Genomic DNA, 16,033 nt, shown 5'->3' with positions numbered 1-16,033 from the left:
TCATAGGAATCGCAATTTGAAGCAAATTTTTGAAAATCCTTCTCGTGCAGCCTACGAAGATCCCTCGATTGGCAGGACGATTTCGTTCCGTCCGGTCGATCTGGAGCGGGATTTGTTGATGCTGCATCGTTGGCAGCAGGAGCCGCATGTCGTTCCTTTCTGGCAACTGAACATATCTTTGGCTGCCTATCAGAGCCACTTGGAGCGTTTCCTAGCCGATCCGCATCAGACGCTATGCATTGGTGAGCTGGATGGAGAGCCGATGAGCTATTTTGAATCCTATTGGGTGAAATCTGATGTGATTGAACCCTATTATGAGGCAGCTACGGATGATCAAGGTGTACATCTGCTGATTGGTCCGCCAAGCTATCTCGGGCAGGGTTATGCATTTCCGCTGTTGAAAGCTCTCGTACGTGTGCAGTTTATGCATCCAGGTACCAAGCGAGTCGTGGCTGAGCCAGATATTCGGAATGCGAAGATGCATCATATTTTTGAAAAATGTGGCTTCCGCTTCCAGCAGGAAGTGCAGCTTCCGGATAAAAAGGCAGCGTTGATGCTATGTGAGCGAGAAACCTTTGAAGTGATAGATAGAGAAACGAGGGAGATACCTATTGGCTAGGGGAGTTGTTCCGAATCATTCAGAGGAATGGGATGTGCTGGGCGTGGGAGTCGGTCCATTCAATCTCGGTCTTGCTGCGCTACTTACGCGCGTACCCGAGCTGAAGGCCCAATTCTTGGAACGGAAGCCACAGTTCGATTGGCATCCAGGCATGTTAATTGAGGGGACGACCCTGCAAGTTCCTTTTTTCGCGGACTTGGTGACGATGGCCGATCCGACGCATCCGCTCAGCTTTCTCAATTATTTGCATGAGCATGGCAGATTGTATCACTTTTACTTTCTAGAGAAGTTCCAAATTCCTCGTAAGGAATATAACCATTATTGCAAATGGGCGGCGGAACGATTAGCCTCTTGCCGTTTCGGCTACGAAGTGAGCGGAATCCGTTTGGAAGAAGGTGAAGCCAGTTCCCACTTTGTTGTGGAGGCGAAAGAGCTTCAGACCGAGCAAACAAAGACCTATGTTGCCCGTAACTTAGTACTAGGTGTTGGGAGCAGACCACATATTCCGAAACGGTTCCAGCACGTAATCGGACCGAATGTTTTTCACTCCGCCGATTATTTAACGAATCGGGAACGATGCCTGAAAGCGCGCTCGATCACGGTCGTGGGTTCTGGACAGAGTGCAGCCGAAGTTGTACTGGATTTGCTAAGAGCGCAGAGTGACAATGGGTATCGCTTGGATTGGTTTACACGTTCATCAGGCTTCTTCCCGATGGAGTATTCCAAGCTCGGTCTTGAGCATTTTTCTCCAGAATATTCGAAATATTTCTATGACCTTGATCCCGAACGCAAGGATAGCATCAGGGCAGGGCAAGGCTTGCTGTATAAAGGGATTAGCGCGTACACCATCGCCGATATCTACGATACGCTGTACGAGGCAGGAGTCGGTGGACAGGAAGGACCAGGTGTCCGACTGTTGTCCCTAACCGAAGTGGAGGGGATGTTTCCGACTTCAGACCGAGGGAACGACAGCTATCAATTGCATTGCCGACACTTGCAGCAGGATGCTGCTTTCGAGCATACCAGCGAGATTGTCATCCTGGCGACGGGTTATGAGCATGCCGAACCGGCCTGCTTAAGTCCGTTAGAGCCGTATCTGTGTCGAGATGCAAAAGGACGCTTGGACATCGCTGAGAATTATTCACTAAAACTGCGAACCAGCGGGGAGAACCAGATTTTTATTCAAAATGGGGAACTACATACGCATGGTATAGGTGCACCTGATCTTGGGCTAGGCGCTCATCGGAACAGCGTAATTATTAAGCAGTTGGCTCAGCGCGAGGTTTATCCCATCAGGAGTCGAAATGTGTTTCAACAATTCGGGGTTAACCGATGAAAATACTGAATCCCCAAGCGCCCAGTCGTAGATCACGAACAGGCATGCAGGCTGCACTTCTTGGCTGCATGTTTCTGGGACTGTTTACAGAAGTGCTGCTGTCACCTTATTATCCGCAATTTTTTCATCAGGTTTTCGGTATTGAGGACTACAGTTACACGGGTTTATATTTGTTTGTCTGCCGACTAACAGTCGTTCTCTGTTCTCCATTATGGGGGTGGCTGACCCGGAAATGGGAAGCTAAGCGGCTGCTGCTCATCGGTCAGGCAGGAACGGCCTTATCGACAGCGCTGCTGGCGCAAGCGGATAGTGCGACAGAATTCCTTATTCTGACGATTTGTTTGCTTATTTTTAAAAGCAGCTATATGTTGATTTATCCAATCATTATGGAACTTAGCGACAACGGAGCTCAAGCGGGATCTGCGGCAAAATTTCATGCGGTTCATCATACAGCGGTTCTGATCGCTGCCTTGGCGGGTGCTCATATGCTTCAGATGGAACATCCGTTAACGTTGTTTTATGGGGCAGCAGCTGCGGATGTGATTCAATTGTGCGTTTGTGTTGTCGTTCTTTGGGGATGGAATAGTGCTGCTAAGAAGGATGATCGACGGGAGTCTGGAGGTTCAAAAGGGTTGTTGCGCAACTTGCTCCATGATCGAACGATTGTAATGCTGGGACTGTTGTTTCTTACCTTAACGATCGCGAATCAAGTGGTCAGACCATTCTTTACCCCCTATGTGGAAAAGGACTTTGGCTTATCCATCGAACTAGCGGGACTGTTGTTTCTTCTCCCTCATGTCTGTGCGCTTATCCTACTGCCGTTTCTTCGTAGTTTAGCCAAACCGGGGAGACTGCCTGTTGCGTATATGGTTGGCGTGGGAGCCATGGCGATCGGCTTAATCTCGCAAGGGATGACGGAGAGTATAGGCGGATTAATCGCAGGACGTATCCTGTACGGTATGTTTCTAGCCATCACGATGGCTGTACTTGATGTCATTTTGTTTGGGCGGCAACAAGGAGCATCTGCGGCAATAGCTTTCAGTGTCATGGTATCTTTCCAGACCGCAGGCGAGTTATTGTCTCCGCTGATTTCATCATTTTTATCGATCCAAGTTGGATTGAATGCGCCGCTATTGGCAGCTGCCTTGCTGTGTCTTGTGAATGGCTTGCTGTTTAAATGGTCCAATATCTATAGCACACCGAAGGAGGCAACCACATGGGGAGTACATGGCAGCAAGACCTCATAGCGCTTGAAGCACTGAAATCGGAGAGCTGCGTACAAGTGCGTAGAAGAATTTTTCGACAATTGGTTGAATCGGTCATTTATGAAGGAATCGTCGTGCCGTTTTCGCAACCTGCGGGTAATGTTACGCGATTCGTTCTGCAAGGTCAGGATGCCGAAGGTCGTGGGGTGACCTACTGGTGCCTAGGACAACGAAGACTAACATTTGGTCGGATTCGTTTGCAGGAGGACGCTCCGCTTATTCGCATTGGGAGCGATGGCGAAGCAGAGGCGTTCTCGCTTCGCTTATTTATTCAGGAAGTGCTGAATGTGCCGTGGACAGATCAGAACAAGCTAGGCTCGTTCACAGAGGAGCTGGAGCATACGCTACTCAAAGATACGATGGCGCAGTATGTTCGTATGCTGGGAGATACCAATTTGCATCAAATGAACGGCGAAGAGCTTGAATCGGCTGTGATGGATGGACATCGTTATCACCCCAGCTATAAGTCTCGGATCGGTTTTGACTATGGGGATCATCTCGTATATGGCCCTGAATTTGCCCAAGATGTGAAGCCTTTATGGCTGGCAGTAAGCAAAGCGGAGAGCCGAATCGCTGTAATGCCTGATCTTACATTTGACGGCCTGCTGCGTGAAGAATTGGGACATGAAGAAGTGGAGTCTTTTGGTAAAATGCTGCGAAGTGAAGGTTGGGAGCCAGAGGCGTATGCGTTCGTGCCCGTACATCCTTGGCAGTGGCGCCGGATTATCGCACCTGCTTATGCAGAGGAGCTTAACAAGAAGCGCCTAATGCTTCTGTCGCCTTCGAAGGATGAATATCGTGCTCAGCAGTCTATTCGTACTTTATCCAACCGAACAGCGCCACAGAAAACCTATGTGAAACTTTCGATGAATTTATTGAATACCTCAAGTTCCCGGCAATTGCTCCCGCACTATACGGTCACGGCACCAGTCATATCGGCGTGGCTGCAAACTTTGGTCGACGGAGATCCTTATTTAAAAGAGGAAGCTAAGCTGATCTTACTGCGGGAAATTGCCGCTCTATCGTATGATCCGCAAGGGAGTACGCCATCCCCATTGTACGCAGCTATCGGCTGTATTTGGCGAGAAAGCTTGCACGGTTATTTACGAGACGGAGAGGAAACCGCCCCTTTCTATGCGCTTTGTACGTTGGAACGGGACGGGACTCCCTTCATTGAGCCTTGGTTGCAAACTTATGGAATCGAGGCTTGGTTGAACCGACTGCTTGAGCGTTGTGTGCTGCCTGTTCTCCATCTGGCTGCTGTTCATGGCGTGGCGACAGAATCACACGCGCAAAATATGGTGATGGTGCATCGAGACGGCTTGCCTGAACGATTGGCATTAAAGGATTTCCATGAGGATGTCCTGTATAATCGCTCTTTCCTGAGCAGACCAGACTTATGTCCAGACTTAACACAAGTTCATGAACGGTACGCGCATAAGGAGGAAAGGGCGAACTTCGAAGTAGAGGACATAGCACCATTGCGTTATTTAACATTAGGTGCGTTATTTTTTGTGAATCTTGCGGAGCTAGCAATGATGCTGCACGATCGTTACGGCTTTGAAGAGGGGCAATTCTGGCAAATGACGGCTGCCTGCATTCATCGCCATATCGAACGAGATGCACGTTGGAAAGAGCGCTTTGACACGTTGGATTTATTTGCTCCGACAACGCGTGTCGAGCAATTGACGCATAAGCGGCTAGCCTTACAAACCAAAGGGTTGTCGCATGAAGTGCCGAATCCATTGTCTGCCTTCCTTCCAAGTTCGTACTGTACAAACAGAGAGGAGATACGTCTTTGAATAAGAACTTGTTTGCTTATAATCAAACGTATTTTGGCCGGGATGATCTAGAAGCGCGCTGGAGAGCATGGGGTCTTTTGCAGCACACAAGGGAAGCATGGAAATCCGGGAAACGGCTTGCTGTATGCATTTCAAATGCTGCTGAGCTGGTTCCACTTGTGCTCTATCTGAAGGAGCTAGGGGCATCTGCACTGCTGCTGCACGGAGAGACACCGCTCGAAACGGCAAAGACGCTTAGCCAAGAAGCCGGTTGCATCGGACTTGTGTACCAATCCGTGGATAGCGGGTACTTGCCGATAGCTGGAAGTGAATCTGATATCACCTCCTCACAGGAGCCTTCCATCTGTATGTTTAGTTCGGGCACGACAGGCAAACCGAAGTTAATCAGCAGAAGCTGGCCGTCTATTGAGGCAGAAATTACTGCCTATAATGCAGCAATTGGTTTGGATAGTTCGATTACGCCAATCGTGATTTCCCCCGTGAGTCATTCTTACGGCCTTATCAGTGGTGTGCTTGCCGCTATGGCGCGTCAAGTCGTACCTCATGTTGCCGCTTATACCAATCCTAAGCTGACGCTCGCTCTGCTGCGGGATACACCGAAACATATCGTTTATGGCGTCCCTATGACGCTGCATGTTCTGACTTCGTTCCCGTCGGATATTCGTTTTTACCAATTCATGAGCTCTGGCGCGCCGATGCCGCAAGGATTAATTGATAAGCTGGCCCCGATGGCAGCTGGTGGTTTACTTCAGCAGTACGGCTGCTCCGAAGCGGGATGTATTAGTATGAATCGATCTCTCCGGAACAGTGCCGACATTGGCAAGCTGCTAGGGCACATTCAACTTGTGGAAGCAGGTTCATCACCCGATGTGCCAAAAGAGTTAGTCATTGCTGTTCAGAATCAGGTGATTCGTACGGGCGATCTTGCTTATCAAGATCAAGGTGCTTTACATCTTTTATCCAGAGCGGATGATGTCATCAACGTATCGGGTTTAAAAGTATATCCCCTTGAAGTGGAGAATGTAATCTCCCAATTGGATGGTATTAAGGAGTGTGTCGTCTACCGGGGAAGTCACCCTGTGATGGGAGAGATTGCTTGCTGCATGGTCGTAGCAGATCCTGAGATGGAGCCGGAGACGATCCGAGCGTGGTGTATTCAGAAATTGCCTCCTTATAAAGTGCCATCTAAAGTAGCCTGTGTGGCGAAGCTGCCACGAAATGCAACAGGAAAAATTAGTCGTAAATTGCTAGAGGAGGCAGAGTTAAGTCAATGACAAGGGGACAACGAATTGATAAGTTGCAGGCCATTATGGCAACCAAGTTGCTTCTGGCGCAGCTGCCTATTCTAGAAGAATCACACCGATTGGACGAGGATCTTCGCATCGATTCTGTCATGATGATGCAGCTGCTGGTCTGGATTGAGGTTGAATTTGGACTTTCCATTCCGGAGGAAGAAGTGGATCCGAGAGTGTTTGACACGGTAGGAACGCTGCTTGATTTCATGGATAGATTGACGCCAGTCGGCATAGCCGAGGAACTAGGGAAGTGATGGAAGGAGGTACGGTCATGTTTGGATGGAAAGATCAACGCATCAAGGTCCATTGTGTGCTCAGCTGCATGTGTGAAGTGGTTAAAAGGCATAGCAATGTCGATTATCGCCCTTTTTATTTTAACGTGTGGGAAGAGCAGTTTGGATGGCAGGAATCGGGCTTATCCTATTATTCAGACTCATTTAGGCCTACTCGGTTAATGGAGTGGTGCGAACGTTTGTTTGATATTCAGGCCGTGCAATGGCATGACCCTCATCAAGATCCGGCAACGAATGCGGCCAAACTAGTCGAGCTTGTGGAGCAAGCACCTCCTCATCGACACGTCGTTGTTCAGATTGACATGTCCCTGATGCCGGAACGGGAAAATAAGTTTAACTTGAACCCATTCCCTCATTATGTGATTGTTTCGGCCACGGAACGTGAAGATGAATGGTTTATGCTGGATGCGGACATGAAATGGGAAGGCCTGGTAAGCCGCGAGCAACTGCTCCAAGCCTTTGTTCAAAATGCGTACCCTGACGGGTTTTATATGGATGCCCAGACTATTGAAGCACCGACGCCGGAGAACGTTATGGCTTATTTCTATGATCAATTTCATCTTGATCGCAATGATCTGGTTACTGGACTTCGATCATTAGTCACAAGATTAACGGAGGATACGGCCAAGATTGCCTCTCTAGGGGATGCGCTCAAGCATCTCTACGTCATTGTGATACGCAAATACGGGTATGACTATGCCCTGATGTTTTTTCATGATGAACTGCAATTGCCTAGGGATCATTATGAGTATTGGGCGCAGCAAATCCGTGATTTGGTTCAAGCCTTTAATACCCTGCAATTTCTGGCTGTTAAGATGTCGCTGACAGGAAGTACGAAGCAGCTTACCTCCATTCTAGGGACATTGGATAAGGCAGAAGCCATTGAACGAGGCATTAAGTCTGAATTGGAACGTGAGTTGACCTTATGGTCTGCGGCTCAATACGCAAATGTGAAAGGGGGGACTATTTAATGTCAGAAATGTCTAGATTACGATGCTCGTTCTGCACCATTACCTTTCGACACACGTTGATTTCATTCGAGGAACTGGTCCAGTTCGCTCAAAGGGAAGGCTTCGATGGGCTAGAAGTATGGGGAGCTCATGCCGGTCACTTGTATAAGGAGCGGGATGGGTCGGAGAAAGCAATCCTTGAGGGAGCTGGATTGACTGTTTCGATGATTAGCGATTATCTGGATGTGGGCACTCAAGTTAATTTTGCAGATACGATCACCAAGTGCAAGGAGTTGCTAGTTATCGCGGATTGGCTTGGAACAAGTAAAATTCGTACTTTTGCAGGCATGCGTGGGAGCAGAGAGGTGGACACGGTGGAGTTCGAAGAGACGGTCCGTCAATTACGAATTCTTGGAGACCTGTGTATGAATCAGGGCATCGAATTGCTTGTGGAAACACACCCAGGCACGTTGGCCGATCATAAGGGGGCTGCTCATAGGTTAATGATGGAGGTTAACCATGAAGCCGTTAGGTTGAACTTGGATTTTCTTCATATGTGGGAAGCCGGTGATGATCCATTAGAAAGTTACGAGTTGTTAGCGCCTTGGGTAGCCTATTTTCATCTGAAAAATGTGACTTCACTGGCATATTGCAGCGTGTTTCAACCTCATCAAGTGTATGCAGCGAACGGCAGCCGGAAAGGTATGGTATCATTGGAAAAGGGGGCGGTAAATTATCGCTCGATTATAGATCGAATTAGTCAGAGCGGTAAGTTCGCGTCTGTGGAGTGGTTCGGCGCAGATCCTATGCGCGTGCTCAAAGAAGAGATCGGCTGGCTGCATCAACAGCTGAATCGATTGCATTCCGTGTTAGACTAAGTCGGTATTGCATAACTTTGGAGGATGGCTGAACATGATTAGCGACATCGTAACTTCGCTTAAACATTACCATTTACTACTCGATTCCTCAGAGAGCTTAGAGCTTATTAGGGAATATAGGCTGGACGACGAAAAGGGGATCGCGGAGCTGCTAGAACAGTTCGCTGAGCAAATTGGTGCCCCTAATCATAAAATAGCGAGTTCTTTGTTCGTTAAGCGGTACAGTCATTTCATTACCGGTGCATGGGACGCTTGGGTACGCTATGGACGTTGTTTAAATGTGTCTCCTAGTAATGTTGCGATTTCACTCAAAAATAAACATCTGTACTACCGTCTATTGTTTCCGTACTCGCTGGAGAATTGGGCAGGGAGTGGCTCGTACGCTGTGGAAAGAGAGAGCTATGCTCGCCACCTGTTTACGGACCATGCGCAGCCCTTTTTGAAGCAACTCGTGGACTGGAGCGGGATCGATGTCCAAACGTTGTGGGCAACGATATCTTATAATTTGATTTATTATCGAGACGAATGGCGCACAGAAGCTGAAACAGCTTCGGAGAAGGCGTACATTGCGGATAATTTCCGCTATTTAATCCACGAAGCCAATCCCATCCATGTGTTCGCGGCTGTGGCGAACCCGTTAACGGATGCGTTCCGCTGCGTAGATATACCAGGAGTTGATGAGGACAAGATCATGATCCGCTCAAAATGCTGTCTGCATTTCCGCATGCCAGGCGAAGATAATTATTGCTACACGTGTCCTACGATCAAGGATGATCGCAGAATAGATAAGTACTTTGCGCATATGGCGCATCATCATTGATACAAGGAAGCCCTAATGCAAAGGAAGCATTGCCATCATACAAAGGATCCCTAGTGGAAAAGGAATAATAGCCGTAATACAAAGGATCCTTAGCCAAACATATGGAAGGGTTACACGCGTTTCGCGGATTAAGTGGCAAGAAAGCTCGTGCTTAAGTCAAAAAGCTCCCTAATTCCTGCACTTTTGCAGGAATAGGGAGCTTTTTTAACATAATAGAAAGTTTATGATTCAAAGAGCAGGCCTGAGGTAGCCAGCCGCCCGCTAGCGCACAAAAAATGTGCGCAAGGGAGGTGCTGAGGCAGCCAGTCGCCCGCTAGCGCACAAAAAATGTGCGCAAGAGAAGTGCTGAGGCAGCCCGCCGCCCGCTAGCGCACAAAAAAAGTGCGCAAGGGAGGTGCTGAGGCAGCCAGTCGCCCGCTAGCGCACAAAAAATGTGCGCAAGGGAGGTGCTGAGGTAGCCAGCCGCACACTAGCGCACAGAAAATGTGCGCAAGAGAAGCGCCGAGGCAGCAAGTGTATGGCAGCTTAGCTACTCTGATTCCTCTTCACGGGTATCCAGATTTCACTCCGGAACGTAGGTGAAGTCGTATCCTTATCCGCGTTCCATAGCATCTCCGGTCCAGCGACTTGTTCATAGCCAGAGGACGGGAACCACTCGGAATAGATGCGTCCCCATACATTTTGCAGCGTTTCGGGGAAAGGGCCGATGGCTTCGAAAACTGCCCACGTCGAGGCAGATACGTCGAGTTGGCTGAGATTATCTGGACACGGATTCGTTGTAGCAACGCCAATATAGTGGTCAAGCTCTCCCTTTTCCTCCATGCGGCCTTCGGAGAAGTTGGTGGAGGCACTTACAAATCCAATAGGCTCGACATTGGAGAGTTGTTTAAGGGTGTTAATTAAGTCTATGTTCAAGCTTTGCCACATCGCGGCAATCTCAGGATTAACGCCGTTAAAGATAATCGGGACTCTTTTGTAAAGACCAACGATTGAAAAGGCTTCTTTTTCCTCAATACGATAATTCATTTCATTTCCCCCTTGAATGGTAATTTGGAAGGTCATAGGCGGATAGGCTTTCAATGATTGCCCATTACTCCTAGCCTCGGACGGTGTAACGCCATGCAAATTTTGAAATGACCTTGTGAACGAGTCCGGCGAGTTATATCCGTATTTGATGGCTACATCAATGACTTTGATATTGCTGTCTCTCAGTTCAAAAGCGGCAAGGCTTAGCCGCCTGCGGCGAATGTATTCCGAAAGTGGAATGCCTGCGAGAAAGGAAAACATGCGCTTGAAATGATATTCCGAGCATAAGGCAAGTCGAGCTACTTCTTTGGTGTCGATCGTGTCCGTCAGGTTGTCTTCAACATATTTGAGCGCATTGTTCATATTTTTAAGCAAATCCATCGTTCTGACCTCCTATATCTATAGAATAGCAGGAATCATTCCTGGCTATCCGACATTTCGTGCACAAGTATGCAGGACTTTTCTGAGATGACGCGTGTGAAAATCTGAGATATTATGGTAGTTACCACAAATAGAAGTAGAGGAGTAGAAACGATGGAGATTACTTGGAACCAATTTGTTATTAGTGATAACAAAGAACGGCTAGATGTAGATGTGATCAAAGGTTTCCTTGCACGAAGCTATTGGGCGAATAAGCGTCCGGAAGAAAGAACGTTGCGCTCCATCGAGAATTCCGAATGTTATGGCGTGTATGAGGGACGCAAACAAGTAGGTTACGCTAGAGTGATAACGGATCATGCGACCATGTTTTATTTATGCGACGTATTTATCGATGAAGACTACAGGGGCATGGGCATCGGCAAGAAGCTTGTTGAAAGCTTAGTCACCTCTGATGAATATAAAGATCTTATGGGCTTATTGGGGACGAAAGATGCGCATGAGTTGTATGAGCAGTATAATTTTGAGCACGATGCCGAGCGCTGTATGCGAAGAATGCCTGACTATGTAAGAAATATGAAGCATTAAGGAGTCCCGTTATGACGGATACAACCACCATTTATATAATTAGACATGGCCAAACAACATGGAACGTCGAGCACCGTTTACAAGGTCATCAGGATTCCCCGCTAACGGAATTGGGCATAAAGCAGGCTCAATGGTTAAGTGAGGCTCTTCAACATGAAGAGATTGATGTGATGTACTCAAGCTCAAGTGATAGAGCGCTCCAAACAGCAGAAATCGTTCGTGGTCAACGAAACATTGCGATCGTCCAAAGTGATGCTTTGAAAGAGATTAACCTCGGAGACTGGGAAGGTAAGCTGCAATCGGAAGTGAAGGAAGAGTACCCGGAACAATTTGACCATTTTTGGAATCAGCCTGATCGGTTCGGTGTCCCTCACAGTGAAACTTTCGCGGAGGTAGCTGAACGGGCGATGACGATGCTGCAACGCATTCATGAAGCTCATGCAGGGAAGACAATTGCCATTGTGACGCATACGGTGGTAGTGAAGCTGATCATGGCATATTATGAGCAAAGGTTGATGAAGGATATCTGGCAACCACCTTATATTCATCCTGCTTGTTTATGTAAAATTATTTTTACGGAAAATGTTCCCCAGATTATACTTCATGCAGACATCCGTCATTATCAGGAAGCACCCACGATCGATTAAGGACTCGTATATCAATTTCCACTTAGAAGGAGCTAATCAACGATGACTCTACCTATCAGAGAAGCAACCATCGATGAATCCGAACTTATTTATCAGGTCATGATAGAATCATTCAAAGAATACAACGGCAAACTTAATCCACCATCAGGTGCACTTAAAGAAACGGTGGACCATACCATTCATACGTTTCACATCGGCGGTGGAGCAGCACTCGCATGTGAAGGGGATAAAGTGGTAGGCTCAGCAAGATATAAGCCGATTGACGATTATATGTATATTGGCAGGGTGTCGGTGCTTCCTGATTTTCGGGGAAAGGGCGTCTGTAAAAGACTATTAACTTTCGTGGAAAACAAAGCACGCAATCAGGGGATTATGGAGACACGGGTTGAGGTACGACTATCTATCCCAGAAAATATTATGCTATACAAACATTTGCATTACGAAGTCATTGAGCACAAATTTTATCCAGAGCGGATAGACAGTTGGTATGTTATGCGTAAAAAGCTCTAAAGTTAACGACAGGGGTGTTGAGGGATCCTATGTATCGAATTATGATGATTGAGGACGATGAGAAGATTAGGCGGATTGTTTCGGATACGTTGAAAAAGTGGCAGTACGATGTAGTAGAAGTGACTCAATTTGATCAGGTTCTAAAGGAGTTTCAGCAAACCGATCCGCATCTCATCCTATTAGATATTAATCTTCCTGTGTTTGATGGGTACTATTGGTGCCAGCACATACGCGCGATCTCGAAGGTGCCGATTATTTTTCTATCATCTAGAAATCAGAATATGGATATCATCATGGCGATAAATATGGGCGGGGATGATTTTATTCAGAAGCCATTTGAACTGGACATCCTAGTTGCCAAAGTCAGTGCACTCATTCGCCGGAAATATACGTATCAGGAAGAGGAGAGCCCCACATTCGTTCATAAGGGCTTGAAATTACATGTAACGAATTCCACGATAGAATATAAAGGACAAGTCACGGAGTTAAGCAGGAATGAATTCATCCTTTTACAGTTGATCATGCGGAATATTGGCAAAATTGTTTCACGTGAGGACCTTATGCAGGCACTATGGAATGAGGATCAGTTCGTTGATGATAATACGTTGACCGTGAACGTGAATCGGATGCGAAGGAGAATTACGGGGCTTGGGCTGGAGGACTTCATTGTCACCCGGAAAGGATTGGGGTATTTGATCGAATGACCTTCCTTCGCTATCTCGCCTACGAAAAGTCATATATGTCTATCTATCTGGCGGGGTTCCTAATCCCGGCCGCGGTATTTTATACGTATGGTGATGACTGGAGATGGGGAACCTTCTTCTATGCCTTTGCCTTATCCGCTATTGTGTTGCTGGGATTTTTATTGTTTCGCTACCAACAGCATGTACGTGTGATCCGAAAGATGAAAAGTGGCGATTATGAGAGCTTGTCCCTGGAAGGCGAATTTGCTCAAGGGCTTATCGAGGAGCTCAAAAAGCAGCATATCCACGAAATGAATCAAGTTCAGAACATGCAGCATGAGCATTATGATTTTATCGTTTCTTGGTTTCATGAAATCAAAACACCGATTGCGGTACTTCGTTTATTGCAACAAACCGATATGGACGCTAATAGTTTAAGAGAAGAGATCGGTAAGATTGAAAATTACGTTGATCAAGCACTCTATTACGCGAAGCTGGATAGTTTTAATCAGGATTATGCGATTCAGCATTGTGACGTTATCCAGATTTCGAAAGAGATCGTGAAGTCACATTCGAAAACTTTTTTCTCCAAAAAGATTCGCATTAGCCTACAAGCTGAAACGCTTGTCGTTCAAAGTGATCCGAAATGGCTGCAGTTTATTATCAATCAGCTTCTGACGAACAGTTTGAAATATACAGAGCATGGCGGGGAAATTACGATTTCCATACTCGAAACACCGCAAGAGAAGCAGTTGCTGATTCGGGATAGCGGGATTGGCATTCGTCAAAAAGATCTCCCGCGAATTTTTAATCGCGGGTTTACGGGAGAGACCGGACGATTGCATCCCAAGTCGACTGGCATGGGGTTATATTTGGCTCAGCAATTATCGAATAAACTTGGTCATTATATTGACTGCACGTCGGAGGCCGCTGTGTATACGCAGTTTATCGTTCATTTTCCGAAAGACGACGATCCTTATGTCAGGCGACAAAAAAACACACAATGAGTAAGTCTCATCGTGTGTTTTTTTCGTTGATAATTTTGAAGTAAATAGATGTTGAAGATACGTAAAAGATCATATACGTTAACACATATAATCCCATGACAGAGAAGATAATCGTCGTTAAGGCAGGTAAATCTTTAATGATGAGGATGACCGTATAGTACAAAAGAAACCAACTATGCAGCAATCCAAGCAAAAGAGGCGGTAAAAAGACGAACAGCAATTGTTTCCAAATAATCTGTTTCATCACGTTGTCGTGGACACCCATTTTTCGTAAAATCGCGTAATGTTCTCGCTCTTCCGTCGCTTCACGCAGCTGTTTAAAGTAAATAACGCTTGCTAAAGCAAATAACGCAATAGCTGCAAAAAAAGCAACAGAGAACAATATTAAAGAAGACGACTCAATATCAATGGAGTACATATCAATGAAGGCTGAATAATAGGATCCTTCTGTACGCTTAACGATATCGTATATTTGTCGTGATACGTTATTGGACGTTTTCGGATCTTCGATTTTATATACTTCATAGGAAGTTATCGGACGAGTTCCTTTCAGTTGCTCAAATGCTTCGTCAGAAATAACGAGTACAGAAGGTTGATGTTCGGAACCTCCACTAGCATCTGTAGGGATGCTTAACAACGGAAATCGTATTCGCTCGACGACTTGGAATGTATGATCACCGAAGACGGTCATTGTAGGCAGCGTACTTAAATAAGTTTTCGGTTGATCGATTCCTCTTGTTAAAACAATAGCTTCATCGCCTTTTACATCTACTTTTTCACCGACGCCTCGTAAATCAACAATCGCATTGAGTTGCGCCTCAGGAAAAATGGTAAATTCCTCTGTGTAGTAGTCGGGATGATCAAGGAATGGTTTTCGATTTGCGATTTTTTCAGTTTGAATGCCAGTGATTGTTTCATGAGCCAAAATGGGATGTGAGTCGTTCAGGATTTGTTCAATTTGTTGTTGAGTTCTGTTATCTTGTGAGGAAAAGATCATATCGTTCGGGTATTCTTTTCGTACAACATCGGCCTTTACGGCGTAATCTACAGCAATAAATCCAACGCCAAAGATGATAACAGCACTAATCAGTGAGTTAAATGTAAAGTTTACGGTATTCCCTCGAATGGAAAAACGAAGGGAGGAAATCCATAACATTTTGTTGCCAAGTAAATAGTTCTTACTTCGACTCATTCTTTGTAATATCCAACCGGAAAACTGGCGGAAAAATAAATACGTTCCCACAATTAAGGCCACCGTTGTAGCTAGTAAACTTTCTTTAAAATAATCTTTCCATAGGTTTGAAGTTCCACCCATGGTTATGGTGTAGTAGGACGATGCAATGAGTAGGACGGACAGTATCGCCAAAGGCATGGAGAATTGGAGTGGTTTGTCCATTTTTTCTTTCGCGTGAAACAATTCAACGATCTGCATTCGGCGAACGTTCCAATAACTCTGAAATGTAATAATGCCGATTAATAAAGCGAATAACAGAATCGTTGAGACGACAGCTTCAAGTGGAAAGGCAAAAGAAATGTCATCCTTATAATGCATTAAGTTCATTAATATTTTACCGAAAAATTTCGAAAGTAATCCACCGATGAATATACCGCTAGTAACAGAAATAGCGCTTAGAAATAACGTTTCGTAAAAGACCATTGAGGCAACTTGTCTTTCTTTCATCCCATAAAGGATGTACATACCGAATTCTTTTTTGCGCTGCTTCATAAAGAAAGAGTTGGCGTACAAGATAAAGAACACGATAAACAGAAAGACGATCATGGACGCAACAAAAATAATGGTTTTGTAGTTTTCTTTATTTTGAATAGCTGTAACGACGTCCTCGTTAAACATTAATCCAGCAAAGGTAAAGTAAATGATAACCCCGACAAGCATGGAAATGAAATAGATGGTATATAAACGGATGTTCCGCTTCAT

General features: G+C 46.0%; 16 protein-coding genes. 14 read left to right on the top strand and 2 right to left on the bottom strand.

The window, feature by feature from the left end; all coding sequences use genetic code 11:
* Positions 1 to 67: 67 nt before the first annotated feature.
* Genes J2736_RS23175 through J2736_RS23135 form a run of 9 tightly spaced genes read left to right on the top strand, consistent with a single transcriptional unit; the run spans position 68 to position 9,258 of the window.
* Positions 68 to 619: a GNAT family N-acetyltransferase gene (locus J2736_RS23175; protein WP_310500985.1), complete on the top strand. Its 552-nt coding sequence runs from the start codon at positions 68 to 70 to the stop codon at positions 617 to 619.
* Positions 612 to 1,955, top strand: a complete 1,344-nt coding sequence (locus J2736_RS23170) for a lysine N(6)-hydroxylase/L-ornithine N(5)-oxygenase family protein (protein ID WP_310500962.1) — start codon at positions 612 to 614, stop codon at positions 1,953 to 1,955. The genes J2736_RS23175 and J2736_RS23170 overlap by 8 nt, the downstream gene beginning before the upstream one ends.
* Positions 1,952 to 3,202, top strand: a complete 1,251-nt coding sequence (locus J2736_RS23165; protein WP_310500961.1) for an MFS transporter — start codon at positions 1,952 to 1,954, stop codon at positions 3,200 to 3,202. The genes J2736_RS23170 and J2736_RS23165 overlap by 4 nt, the downstream gene beginning before the upstream one ends.
* Positions 3,172 to 5,022, top strand: coding sequence for an IucA/IucC family protein (locus tag J2736_RS23160; protein ID WP_310500960.1), 1,851 nt, complete (start codon positions 3,172 to 3,174; stop codon positions 5,020 to 5,022). Before J2736_RS23165 ends, J2736_RS23160 begins: the two co-directional genes overlap by 31 nt.
* The gene (locus J2736_RS23155) at positions 5,019 to 6,296 is read left to right on the top strand and encodes an AMP-binding protein (protein WP_310500959.1); all 1,278 of its coding nucleotides are present in this window, start codon (positions 5,019 to 5,021) and stop codon (positions 6,294 to 6,296) included. Before J2736_RS23160 ends, J2736_RS23155 begins: the two co-directional genes overlap by 4 nt.
* Positions 6,293 to 6,571, top strand: coding sequence for a petrobactin biosynthesis protein AsbD (gene asbD / locus J2736_RS23150; RefSeq protein ID WP_310500958.1), 279 nt, complete (start codon positions 6,293 to 6,295; stop codon positions 6,569 to 6,571). Before J2736_RS23155 ends, asbD begins: the two co-directional genes overlap by 4 nt.
* A 17-nt stretch (positions 6,572 to 6,588) precedes the next feature.
* A complete protein-coding gene (locus tag J2736_RS23145) occupies positions 6,589 to 7,581 on the top strand; it encodes a DUF6005 family protein (RefSeq protein ID WP_310500957.1) in 993 nt (330 codons plus the stop codon).
* Complete coding sequence (locus J2736_RS23140; protein WP_310500956.1) at positions 7,581 to 8,438, top strand: sugar phosphate isomerase/epimerase family protein; 858 nt, start codon at positions 7,581 to 7,583, stop codon at positions 8,436 to 8,438. Before J2736_RS23145 ends, J2736_RS23140 begins: the two co-directional genes overlap by 1 nt.
* Positions 8,439 to 8,472: 34 nt before the next feature.
* Positions 8,473 to 9,258 (top strand): (2Fe-2S)-binding protein, encoded by a 786-nt coding sequence (locus J2736_RS23135; protein WP_310500955.1) that lies wholly within the window; start codon positions 8,473 to 8,475, stop codon positions 9,256 to 9,258.
* Between the two features lie 525 nt (positions 9,259 to 9,783).
* Here J2736_RS23135 and J2736_RS23130 read toward each other — a convergent pair.
* Complete coding sequence (locus J2736_RS23130) at positions 9,784 to 10,665, bottom strand: AraC family transcriptional regulator (RefSeq protein ID WP_310500954.1); 882 nt, start codon at positions 10,663 to 10,665, stop codon at positions 9,784 to 9,786.
* Between the two features lie 153 nt (positions 10,666 to 10,818).
* Between J2736_RS23130 and J2736_RS23125 the strand changes: the two genes are divergently transcribed.
* Genes J2736_RS23125 through J2736_RS23105 form a run of 5 tightly spaced genes read left to right on the top strand, consistent with a single transcriptional unit; the run spans position 10,819 to position 14,097 of the window.
* Entirely contained in the window at positions 10,819 to 11,250 is a 432-nt protein-coding gene (locus tag J2736_RS23125; protein ID WP_310500953.1) for a GNAT family N-acetyltransferase, read from the top strand.
* Positions 11,251 to 11,261: 11 nt separating this feature from the next.
* Complete coding sequence (locus tag J2736_RS23120) at positions 11,262 to 11,897, top strand: histidine phosphatase family protein (RefSeq protein WP_310500952.1); 636 nt, start codon at positions 11,262 to 11,264, stop codon at positions 11,895 to 11,897.
* Positions 11,898 to 11,939: 42 nt separating this feature from the next.
* Positions 11,940 to 12,407 carry a GNAT family N-acetyltransferase gene (locus J2736_RS23115; protein ID WP_310500951.1) on the top strand — a complete coding sequence of 156 codons (468 nt, stop codon included), beginning with the start codon at positions 11,940 to 11,942 and terminating at the stop codon, positions 12,405 to 12,407.
* Positions 12,408 to 12,436: 29 nt separating this feature from the next.
* Entirely contained in the window at positions 12,437 to 13,111 is a 675-nt protein-coding gene (locus tag J2736_RS23110) for a response regulator transcription factor (RefSeq protein ID WP_310500950.1), read from the top strand.
* Between the two features lie 35 nt (positions 13,112 to 13,146).
* Positions 13,147 to 14,097, top strand: coding sequence for a sensor histidine kinase (locus J2736_RS23105; protein WP_310500949.1), 951 nt, complete (start codon positions 13,147 to 13,149; stop codon positions 14,095 to 14,097).
* A gap of 7 nt (positions 14,098 to 14,104) precedes the next feature.
* Here the strand turns inward: J2736_RS23105 and J2736_RS23100 are convergent, their stop codons facing one another.
* Positions 14,105 to 16,033 (bottom strand): ABC transporter permease, encoded by a 1,929-nt coding sequence (locus J2736_RS23100; protein ID WP_310500948.1) that lies wholly within the window; start codon positions 16,031 to 16,033, stop codon positions 14,105 to 14,107.

This window comes from Paenibacillus qinlingensis (assembly GCF_031455095.1).
Lineage (GTDB): Bacteria > Bacillota > Bacilli > Paenibacillales > NBRC-103111 > Paenibacillus_E > Paenibacillus_E qinlingensis_A.
Note: the sequence above shows the minus strand (reverse complement) of the source record. Positions and strands in the feature narration are given on the sequence as shown.

Bases quoted from the DNA above. Each gene is read 5' to 3' on its own strand.
- J2736_RS23165 (WP_310500961.1), top strand. From the start codon at position 1,952: ATGAAAATACTGAATCCCCAAGCGCCCAGTCGTAGATCACGAACAGGC.
- J2736_RS23160 (WP_310500960.1), top strand. From the start codon at position 3,172: ATGGGGAGTACATGGCAGCAAGACCTCATAGCGCTTGAAGCACTGAAA.
- asbD (WP_310500958.1), top strand. From the start codon at position 6,293: ATGACAAGGGGACAACGAATTGATAAGTTGCAGGCCATTATGGCAACC.
- J2736_RS23145 (WP_310500957.1), top strand. From the start codon at position 6,589: ATGTTTGGATGGAAAGATCAACGCATCAAGGTCCATTGTGTGCTCAGC.
- J2736_RS23140 (WP_310500956.1), top strand. From the start codon at position 7,581: ATGTCAGAAATGTCTAGATTACGATGCTCGTTCTGCACCATTACCTTT.
- J2736_RS23135 (WP_310500955.1), top strand. From the start codon at position 8,473: ATGATTAGCGACATCGTAACTTCGCTTAAACATTACCATTTACTACTC.
- J2736_RS23130 (WP_310500954.1), bottom strand. From the start codon at position 10,665: ATGGATTTGCTTAAAAATATGAACAATGCGCTCAAATATGTTGAAGAC.
- J2736_RS23125 (WP_310500953.1), top strand. From the start codon at position 10,819: ATGGAGATTACTTGGAACCAATTTGTTATTAGTGATAACAAAGAACGG.
- J2736_RS23120 (WP_310500952.1), top strand. From the start codon at position 11,262: ATGACGGATACAACCACCATTTATATAATTAGACATGGCCAAACAACA.
- J2736_RS23115 (WP_310500951.1), top strand. From the start codon at position 11,940: ATGACTCTACCTATCAGAGAAGCAACCATCGATGAATCCGAACTTATT.
- J2736_RS23110 (WP_310500950.1), top strand. From the start codon at position 12,437: ATGTATCGAATTATGATGATTGAGGACGATGAGAAGATTAGGCGGATT.
- J2736_RS23105 (WP_310500949.1), top strand. From the start codon at position 13,147: ATGTCTATCTATCTGGCGGGGTTCCTAATCCCGGCCGCGGTATTTTAT.
- J2736_RS23100 (WP_310500948.1), bottom strand. From the start codon at position 16,033: ATGAAGCGGAACATCCGTTTATATACCATCTATTTCATTTCCATGCTT.